Source organism: Amycolatopsis sp. SID8362, from assembly GCF_010550475.1.
Lineage (GTDB): Bacteria > Actinomycetota > Actinomycetes > Mycobacteriales > Pseudonocardiaceae > Amycolatopsis > Amycolatopsis eburnea.
In genome coordinates, this window is sequence record NZ_JAAGNB010001760.1 from 20737 (window position 1) to 29001 (window position 8265).

The following is an 8265-nucleotide window of genomic DNA, read 5'->3' on the forward strand; positions in this document are numbered from 1 at the left end:
GCGACTGCCATGAAGACGGACAACGTCGAGTACACGACCTTCAGCGGCTGGGTGGATCCGCCCGTGGACGTCCGGCCGGGCCTGGCCGCGGACCTCACCTGCGGCACCGTCGTCGTCGGCGGGGGCATCAACGGCATGTCGACCGCGCTGCGGCTGACCGAACGCGGCCACGACGTGGTGCTGCTGGAGGCGGAGTTCTGCGGACACGGCTCGAGTTCGCGCAACGCCGGGCAGCTGGCCGGCGCCCCCGGCGGCGACCTGCAGCTGCTCAACCTGTTGTCGCGCAAGAAGATGCCCGGCATGATGCGGCTCGCCGAGCACGCCGCCCACCACGTCGAGGACTTCATCGCCAAGCACGACATCGACTGCGACTACGAGGCCACGGGCAACGCCTTCGCCGCCGTGTCCCGCGGGCAGATGGGCCGGGTGCGGCGGGTGGCGAAGATCGTCACCCGGGCGGGTGGCCACGTCGAGGTCGGCACGAGCGAGGAGCTGGGGATCCCGCGTGGCTTCGTGGGCGGCCTGCGCGAGGTCGTCGGCGGTATGATGAACCCGGGCAAGTTCTCCTTGGGCATGCGGCGGGTCCTGCTCGGCTCGCCCGCCCGGGTCTTCGAGCGGACGAAGGTCACCGACGTCGCGCGCGACGGTGCCCAGGTCGTCCTCACCGCGCCCGGCGGCCACGTCCGCGCGGACCGGGTCGTGCTGGCCACGAACGCCTTCGCGGGGGAGTGGGGCATCACCCCGCGGCACCTGTCGGTCCCGATCTACGTGGCCGAGGTGGAAACCGAGCCGATCGACCCCGCCCGGCTCGCGGCGCTGGGCTGGACCAGCCGCATGGGGCTCGTCACCCAGCACGCGATCATGGAGAACTACCGGCTCACCCCGCGCGACACCATCGTGTTCGGCGTGCGGCGCCTCGAACGCGGAACCAGCTACCCGCTGCCCGAGAAGACCCCGGACCCCGAGCTGGTCGAGGAGCTGGCCGGCGCCTTCGCCACGCGCTTCCCGGCGCTGTCGGACCTCGCGATCGAGCGGGCCTGGGGCGGGTGGATCGCCATCACGTCGTCCTGGCTGCCCCTCGCGGGCCGGCTCGGTGACAACATCCACTACTCGATCGCGTGCAACGGCCACGGCCTGGCACAGGCACCGTACGTGGGCACCCTCATCGCCGACGCTATCGTCGACGGCGAGCGGCACGAGGACCTGCAGACCCTGTGGGCGGCGAAGCCGAAGTTCCCGCGCCCGATGATGATGGGCCGGCTCGGGTTGCGCACGATCTGGGCCGTCGACCGCTTCAACGACCTGATCAACGGCAGCCGGCGCAACGCCCGATCCCAGGTCAGCTCTTGATCCAGTCGATCGCGATGGCGATCAGCGCGGTGTTGAAAAAGAAGCTGACGACGCCGTGAGCGATGACCCGCCGTCGCATCGGGCGGGTCGTCACCGTGACGTCGGAGACCGCGAACGAGGTCCCGATGGTGATCGCGAAGTAGACGAACTCCGTGGCCTGCGGGGCCGGGCAGCCCGGGAACTCCAGCCCGCGTTCGCCGACGTACTCGCGGGCGTAGATCTGGGCGAACGCGGAGTGCAGCAGCAGCCACGACAGCAGGATCGTGCCCGCCGCGACCGCGGCTGCCCCGCCCGAGCCGCGGTTCACGATCACCATCAAGCCCGCCGCGAGACCCGCGCAGCTGACCACCAGCGCGAAGAGCTGCGTGTACCAGCGAGGGCCGACCAGCTCCCGCAGGTCCTCGGGCCGCCCGGCGGGCAGTTCGTGGCGCGTGGCCAGCCAGCCCGTGATCATGTACGCGATCGCCACCACGTCCCAGGCGAGCAGGAGCCCGACCGCCTGCCCGGAGCGGAGGAACAGAACCAGCCAGGCAACCCCGAGGACGGCGAGGGTCAGCTCCATCGTCCACAGCAGCTTGTATTTCACCTGGTCATGGTCCCGCTGGGGGGTAGGCGGCGCGAACCGGGCGGCTGGGCCGACGTCGCGAGTTCCGCTCATCGGCATGTGAGGCGTTGACCCACGCGGAGTTCGGGGGTCGGAGTGGCGCTAGGTGAATGGCCGCCATGATGGCGAATCCTCGATCGCATCGAAATCAGCCAGCGGGATCGCGGGCCGTATCGAGGATTTGCGGCCGGTCGCTCTCGGCGCAAGAGCACTCGGACCTTGCTTGGGCGATGCAAGCACGTGAACGAGCACCGCGACGCTTCCTGCAGCTGTCCGGCGCCGGTGCTACCACGTTGCGCGGGCTTCGGCCTGAGCGTGCACCGTGACGGTGTGACCGCCCCGCGGCCTTACGTGGTCAGTCGAGGGACGGGGATTTCAGCGTTGAACACGATCGCCCCCGTGGTGTCGGTGGCGAGGAGGGTGAGGCGTCCGGATTGCTCCGGCGGCGAGGGGGACCATTGCATTCGCTGCCGGTCGAGGCGGTCTCCCGATTCGGCTGAGCCGCCGGTTCGGCGATACGCGGTCCCGTGCTCGTCGCGTAGTTGCCAGGTGAGGTCGGCCAGCGGCGAGCCGATGGCGGCCCGGCCCGGTCGCTGGGTGGCCTGCCCGCGGCGTTGGCGCTTCATCGACTCCAGATACTCACGCGGCCCGGGCTCGTCTGTCGCGGTGCTCCGGGCTCGGGTTGGTGTAGAGGTCAACCAAGAACCGGTCGTGCCACAACTCGGCCGAGATCAGGGTCACCGGCTGTCCGTGGAGTTGCCCGAGCTGTCGCGCCCCCGCCAGGACACCACGCAACGTCGGCGGCTCGAGGAGTTTCGGGACGACCGCCGCCGAACTCGTGCCCACAGCCACGGGAGCGAAGTCACCTGCGGCGTCCGAAGACGACGCCGAGGCCGACACCGACCGGACCTCCGGCATGATCCCGGCGTCCTCGAGGGTGTCGAGCGCGGCCCTTTCCTGGTCGTCGGTGAGCACACCGGTATCACCGAGCGCCTCAACCTGCGCCGCGAGCCGACTTCCCAGCATGCGCAACGGATCCACGGAAATCGCGCCCACCGAGGATGTGTGTCGAGCACGGTTCACTGCCGCCACCGCCGGTCGAAAGACCTGCGTCAACCACTGTTCCCCCGAGAACACCACGGCGCCAGTTTATCCTCGCCCACAAGCCCAAAATCTCATCCGCATGAGCGAGCACCGGAGACGATTCTGCGGCGGATGCGCGCACGCCCACACACTTTGTCCCATAGCCTGTTGCCATGGTGTCGAAGGCGTGGGCCATCCAGGTCGTGGAGCGGCATCTGGCCGGGTGGCCGGCACGGGGCCGGCCGAGGATGGTGATCACGGATGTCCGTCCACACCGACTCGGCTGGCTGATCGGCAGCCAAAGTGAGCGCTATGTGCGCACCCGCGAGGTCATTGACATGGTGGTGGGCCACGGGCCCTTCCTGGTCGACGGGGTGGACGGCAGCCTGCACACGGTGCATGCGACCGCCGATCCGGAGGGCGGTGAGTGGATAGAGGACTATCTCGAGCAGGTTCGCGGGCTCGAACGCGATGACCCCCTGCGGTCCCGGATCACTGAGCTGCTCGATTCCGGTCAGCGCCTCGACGCACTCCGGCTTGTGCGTGCTTCCGCACCCGACCTCGGAGCACAAGGCGCCAAGGCGTACGTCGAGGCTGCCGCAGCCGGCGCGCAGGTCCCCGAGCACGTACGCGCTCTCTTGCCGCAACCGCCAGTCAGGCGCCGGCTGTGGTGGCGTCTGTCGGACCCGAACCCGGCGTAATCTGCTGGCCGCAGGACGGGCACTGACTCACACTGGCGGACGATGATCGACGACACGGACGCCGGGAACGACGACTGGTGCTACGCGCCCGCCAAGACGTTGCGGGGTGCTCTGCAACGCGGCTGCGGTGCGGCCGGTGCCTGGGTTGCGACGCACCGGGTCGCGCCAGAACTCGTGGTGGACTGCGTGCGCCGGGACTACCGGTGGGACCGGCAGGTCGACGAGCGGACGGTGTATCTCGCCCGGCTGGTCGTCGACGTCGGGTTGTCGGTCGACCCCATCGTCGAGCAGCTCTGGCGAACGGGGCTGAACACCGGGTACGACGGCAACCGGTTCGGTCAGAGCGTCGAAGTTCTGGCTGCCCTTGCCCGGACGCACGTTGTCGCGGCGGCGGACGCTTTGCGCCGATATGTGTCCGAGGGTGAACGGTGGATCGAGGTCGTCGAGACCATTGCCGATAGCTGGCCCGGCGAATGGTGGGACGACCTCGCTCCGATCGTCGCGGGCCGTGCGGTGAACGCCTTGCCGGAGGAGGAGGTCTTCGCCGGTCGGGAACCGTGGTCGAGGTGGGCCGGCAGTGATCGCCGGATCGACGCTCTGCTCCAGCGTGCCCGGCCGTCGGTTGGCTGGCAGTGTCCGAGTCTGCGCTATCGTGAAGTTCCGGTGGCCGGGTTGCTCAGCCTGCTCGCCGACCCGGATGCTTCCCCCGAAACGCTTTCGGCCGTGCTGCACGAGTTCGCGCGGCATCGCGATCCGGAGCGGAGGTTGCTCGACGTCGCCGACCGGTTGGCCGCCCGCCCGGACGCCCGGAGCATCGGATTGGTCCACGCGCTCGTGAAGCTGGGCCCGCAGACCGTGAGACACGCTCGCCAGTGGGCCCGCAGTCCGTCCCATCCACTGTGGTGGAGAGCGGTGGTGACGCTTACCGAACATGGTGACGTCGAAGACGTTCCCGCGTTGCTGGACGCCCTCGAGCGGTTGGACAGTGACAAAGACGAATGGTGTGGCTACGACGACCTGGCTCGCGGGTTCGCGCGCCTGGGCGTCGCTGAGGTCGCGCCAAGGTTTCGTTCGCTGTGGCGCCAGAGTCCACACTCCTACGAACGGGCCGCCTATGTGAATGCCCTGCTGGCGCTGGATCCTGGCACCACCCGGGAGTGGTTGCCCGACGCACTCGCGGACTGCGAGGGCGATGTCCGGCTGGTGGCCGCACGACATGCGCCGCTCACCGGCGAGGTCTTCCGGCAGCTCGGCCGGCTGCGTGACTCGCCCATCGAGCGCACGGACGTGCAGGAGGCCGCCGCCGAGCGTCTCGCCCGGGCGTAGGCGGTCACTGCACCAGCGGCGGGCCGCGACGAATTGACCCGTCTACGGCGAGAGGGACGCTCGCAGCCGGCCGATGACGCGCAGGATCTCGCTGCGGTGCTTGGCCGACTTCAGCCATCCCGGAAGCCGGGCGACCATGGTCATCCCGGGGCGTTCGCCGCGTTCGCGGAGCCGGGCGCCGACGTAGCTTTCCAAGATGTCCAGGTGGCGTTCGTTGAACGCCCACAGAGTCCGGTTCCCGCAGCAATCCGCTCGCAGCCACAGCGGTTGACGGAAGTACGGATCAACCGGACCGCCCCAGCACGAGATCACGTGCTGGGCCTCGCCAGGCCGGCCCCTGACGTGGCCACAAGCGCGGCACACCAGCCGGCGAGGCCACCTGATCGAGTAGGGGCTTCGCGGTTGCCCGTCGAGCCACGGCACCACCTCAGCGCGGTCCTGGCATGCCGGACAAACCACCTGGATCGCGCTCTCCGCCAAGGCATACAGCGATACACCGGGGTCGGCAAATCGCATTTGCGCCGTCGGCGGCTTGGCGTTCATATCCGCCATTGTTCTCACTGGCTCCGTCCTGACGCATGCCGATTTTCACGCGTGCCGACACCGCGGTCGATGGGCGGCCGGGCATGTGCAAGTCTGCGGTGGTGGACTCAGTGACTCTGCACGTGGCGGCCCGTCGGTACCTGATGGACCGCTACGCCGAGCTGGTCGACCAATACGCCACGCTCCCCGACCAGGGACGCGTCGGGTTCGGCTACAGCACTGAGGCCTACCGGATTTTCCCGCGCTACAACGTGGTCGAGGCGATGCTGGCGCAGGTCGAGCGGCTCGATCCGGATCGGCTTCCCGACCAGCCCAGCTTGCTGGCCTGGCTTGTCGAGGCGGCGGCAACTGCCCGGTCCCCGTTCACCGAGCCCGCGTCGAACGAGGTGGCCGCGACGGTGATGGCCGAGGAACGACGGCTGTTCTCCTCGGCCGTGCGGGAGTGGGCCGGCTGCGGCGATCTGCGCGTACAGCCACTGCCGTACCGGCGTGTGCTCACGTCGGCTGAATCGGCCGCCCGGCAGCAGCAGCTCCAGCGGCGCTGGGGGCTGGTCGACCGAATGTGGCATCCGATGATCGCTGCCGAGGCCCCGCCGGAGGTGCTGGTACTGGTCGAGGCGGTCATGTGGGACTTGCCGGAGGCTGTCACGCACGTGCGCACTGCGCTGCGGGCGGCAGGCGGTGGTCGCGTGACCGAGCTGCGCGAATACGGCGAGGAGTACCTCATCGACGTGGACCTGGTCGCGCCTCGGTACACCGGTGCTGAAGGGGTGTGGAGCGATGACACGCTCACCTGGATCGCTTACGCCTCCCACGAAGGAACCGTCGCCTTCGGTGGCCGGCTCGCCGCTGCCCTGCCTACCCTCTGGCCCGACCTGGACCGATGGCGCTGGTCTCCCTGAGGGCCGTATGTGAGGCCGTTCACATGTTGTCACAGCAGCGCGGAAAGCGGTGTCTGGTGGTCATGACGAACAAGGAACAGACCTCGGTGTTGATCACCGGAGGCAACAAGGGACTCGGTTTCGAAGCGGCCCGGCGGCTCGGTGAGCTGGGCTGGACGGTCTTCCTCGGCTCACGGGACGAAGGCCGGGGCCAGGCGGCCGCCGACAAGCTGGCCGCCGGTGGTGCGAACGTGGTCATGGTCCAACTGGACGTGACCTCGGACGAGTCGGTGGCCGACGCCGTGCGGCTCGTGCGGAAGCACACCGACCGGCTGGACGTGTTGATCAACAACGCCGGCGCGCCGGGAAAGGTCGTTCCGCCCGCGGACGCGACGGCCGAGGAGATCCACTCCGTCTACGACACCAACGTGTACGGGCCGGTCCGGGTCACGCACGCGTTCCTTCCCCTGCTGGTCGCGGCGGACCACCCACGGGTGGTGATGGTGTCGAGCGGCGGCGGTTCCTTCGCGGTCATGGCCGATCCGACGCAGCCCGTCACGAAAATGCACGAGCTCGCCTACAGCTCGTCGAAGGCCGCGCTGAACATGATCACCGTCCGGTACGCCCAGGCGTTCCCGGACATCAAGTTCAACGCCATGACCCCCGGCGAGGTCGCCAACCACAAGTTCACCGCCACCGACATGAACAACCACACCGGCCAGCTGACGGTCACCGAGGGCACCGACCCGATCATCGAACTCGCGACACTCGACGCCGACGGACCGACCGGGATCTTCATCGACCGCCTCGGTCCCGTCGGCTGGTAGGCCGGTCACTCGGGAGCGAAGGAGATGTGGGACGCGCGTTCGCGGACGTCGGCGTCGGGATGGTCGCGCAGCGACAAGACCAGCTCGCGCCAGGGACGCGGCCAGCCGGCTTGCGGGCCGGCCTGGCTCGTGATGCTCGCCGCCAGCAACGCCTCCGCCGGGCTTGCTTCGAGGGCCAGGGCGGTGCCGAGCAGTTCGGGACTGCTCCGGTCGTGGCCGGTCAGCCACTCCGCCAGCCGGTCCGCCACCTGCCACGCCAGTGCCGGACGGTCGGCGAAGGCGGCGATCCCGCGCAGCGCCGGCAGGAGGTCCCCGCGGTGGGGCAGGGCGGTGACGGCGAGCGCGAGCGCGTCCGTTCGGTGCTCTTCGCGGTGCGCGAGCGTCGTCGACAGCTGCTCCGCCGCGCCGCGCATCGTTTCGCCGCCGGCGCTCAGGTGGTCGCCGAAGCGCCGGAGGAAGTCGCGCAGTCGTTGCCGTGCCGGCTGGTCCCGGTCGGCGACGACGACGTCGTCCACTTCGACGAGTGCGCTGACCACGGCGTCCAACGGCGCCGTATCACCGGTGACAGCGCACGCGGTGAGCACCGCTTCGGCCGCCGGTTGCCAGGTCGCGGTGCGGTGCAGGTCGGCGATCTGGGCGATCAGCGCAGCGGCTCCTTCGCGGTCCCACACGCTCCACGCGGGCCAGGCGGCCAAGCCGGTTCGCGCGGTGTCCGGGTCGGCGCTGCCGGCGACCGTCCGCACCAGCGCGCCGTAGCGCGCGCGATACCGCTCCGGGATGGTCATCGGGTCGGCTTCGGTCACGGCGGTGGCGACCGCGGTCAGGCCGGTCGCTTCGGTCAGCCACTGCCACGCGCGGTCGTCGTCGAGCACCCGGCGCGCGGCCGACACGATGGCGCGGCGCAGGTCGCGGTGCAGCTCCGGCTCCGCCCACAGCGCGGCCAGCTCGTC

The 8265-nt window shown here is 69.7% G+C and carries 9 protein-coding genes and 1 pseudogene; 5 read left to right on the top strand and 5 right to left on the bottom strand.

Annotated elements, in window-relative coordinates; all coding sequences use genetic code 11:
* Window positions 1–9: 9 nt before the first annotated feature.
* Entirely contained in the window at window positions 10–1350 is a 1341-nt protein-coding gene (locus tag G3I65_RS53505; RefSeq protein ID WP_160703940.1) for an FAD-binding oxidoreductase, read from the top strand.
* Here G3I65_RS53505 and G3I65_RS53510 read toward each other — a convergent pair.
* The 3 genes from G3I65_RS53510 to G3I65_RS53520 form a co-directional block, all read right to left on the bottom strand.
* On the bottom strand, window positions 1340–1936 hold the full coding sequence (locus G3I65_RS53510; RefSeq protein WP_160703942.1) for a DUF1345 domain-containing protein: 597 nt from the start codon (window positions 1934–1936) through the stop codon (window positions 1340–1342). The two genes, G3I65_RS53505 and G3I65_RS53510, sit on opposite strands and share 11 nt — an antisense overlap.
* Window positions 1937–2301: 365 nt before the next feature.
* On the bottom strand, window positions 2302–2580 hold the full coding sequence (locus tag G3I65_RS53515; protein ID WP_160703944.1) for a hypothetical protein: 279 nt from the start codon (window positions 2578–2580) through the stop codon (window positions 2302–2304).
* A 13-nt stretch (window positions 2581–2593) separates the two neighbouring features.
* Window positions 2594–3094: a hypothetical protein gene (locus G3I65_RS53520; RefSeq protein ID WP_160703946.1), complete on the bottom strand. Its 501-nt coding sequence runs from the start codon at window positions 3092–3094 to the stop codon at window positions 2594–2596.
* 116 nt (window positions 3095–3210) lie between these two features.
* Between G3I65_RS53520 and G3I65_RS53525 the strand changes: the two genes are divergently transcribed.
* Complete coding sequence (locus G3I65_RS53525) at window positions 3211–3738, top strand: YrhB domain-containing protein (RefSeq protein ID WP_160703948.1); 528 nt, start codon at window positions 3211–3213, stop codon at window positions 3736–3738.
* A 42-nt stretch (window positions 3739–3780) separates the two neighbouring features.
* Window positions 3781–5064, top strand: coding sequence for a hypothetical protein (locus tag G3I65_RS53530; RefSeq protein ID WP_160703950.1), 1284 nt, complete (start codon window positions 3781–3783; stop codon window positions 5062–5064).
* Window positions 5065–5106: 42 nt separating this feature from the next.
* Here the strand turns inward: G3I65_RS53530 and G3I65_RS53535 are convergent, their stop codons facing one another.
* Window positions 5107–5607 (bottom strand): TFIIB-type zinc ribbon-containing protein, encoded by a 501-nt coding sequence (locus G3I65_RS53535; protein WP_239072005.1) that lies wholly within the window; start codon window positions 5605–5607, stop codon window positions 5107–5109.
* A 35-nt stretch (window positions 5608–5642) separates the two neighbouring features.
* On the opposite strand from G3I65_RS53535, the gene G3I65_RS53540 reads away from it, so the two are divergent.
* Together G3I65_RS53540 and G3I65_RS53545 are read left to right on the top strand one after the other, a co-directional pair.
* The gene (locus G3I65_RS53540; RefSeq protein WP_160703952.1) at window positions 5643–6509 is read left to right on the top strand and encodes a hypothetical protein; all 867 of its coding nucleotides are present in this window, start codon (window positions 5643–5645) and stop codon (window positions 6507–6509) included.
* Window positions 6491–7315, top strand: coding sequence for an SDR family oxidoreductase (locus G3I65_RS53545; protein WP_239072006.1), 825 nt, complete (start codon window positions 6491–6493; stop codon window positions 7313–7315). The genes G3I65_RS53540 and G3I65_RS53545 overlap by 19 nt, the downstream gene beginning before the upstream one ends.
* Before the next feature lie 5 nt (window positions 7316–7320).
* Here G3I65_RS53545 and G3I65_RS53550 read toward each other — a convergent pair.
* Window positions 7321–8265: pseudogene (locus G3I65_RS53550) on the bottom strand (hypothetical protein); the annotation flags it as partial.

What these genes read in the sequence shown, in the direction of transcription:
- G3I65_RS53505 (WP_160703940.1), top strand. Translation starts at nt 10, where the DNA reads ATGAAGACGGACAACGTCGAGTACACGACCTTCAGCGGCTGGGTGGAT.
- G3I65_RS53525 (WP_160703948.1), top strand. Translation starts at nt 3,211, where the DNA reads ATGGTGTCGAAGGCGTGGGCCATCCAGGTCGTGGAGCGGCATCTGGCC.
- G3I65_RS53535 (WP_239072005.1), bottom strand. Translation starts at nt 5,607, where the DNA reads ATGAACGCCAAGCCGCCGACGGCGCAAATGCGATTTGCCGACCCCGGT.
- G3I65_RS53530 (WP_160703950.1), top strand. Translation starts at nt 3,781, where the DNA reads ATGATCGACGACACGGACGCCGGGAACGACGACTGGTGCTACGCGCCC.
- G3I65_RS53540 (WP_160703952.1), top strand. Translation starts at nt 5,643, where the DNA reads ATGCCGATTTTCACGCGTGCCGACACCGCGGTCGATGGGCGGCCGGGC.
- G3I65_RS53515 (WP_160703944.1), bottom strand. Translation starts at nt 2,580, where the DNA reads ATGAAGCGCCAACGCCGCGGGCAGGCCACCCAGCGACCGGGCCGGGCC.
- G3I65_RS53545 (WP_239072006.1), top strand. Translation starts at nt 6,491, where the DNA reads ATGGCGCTGGTCTCCCTGAGGGCCGTATGTGAGGCCGTTCACATGTTG.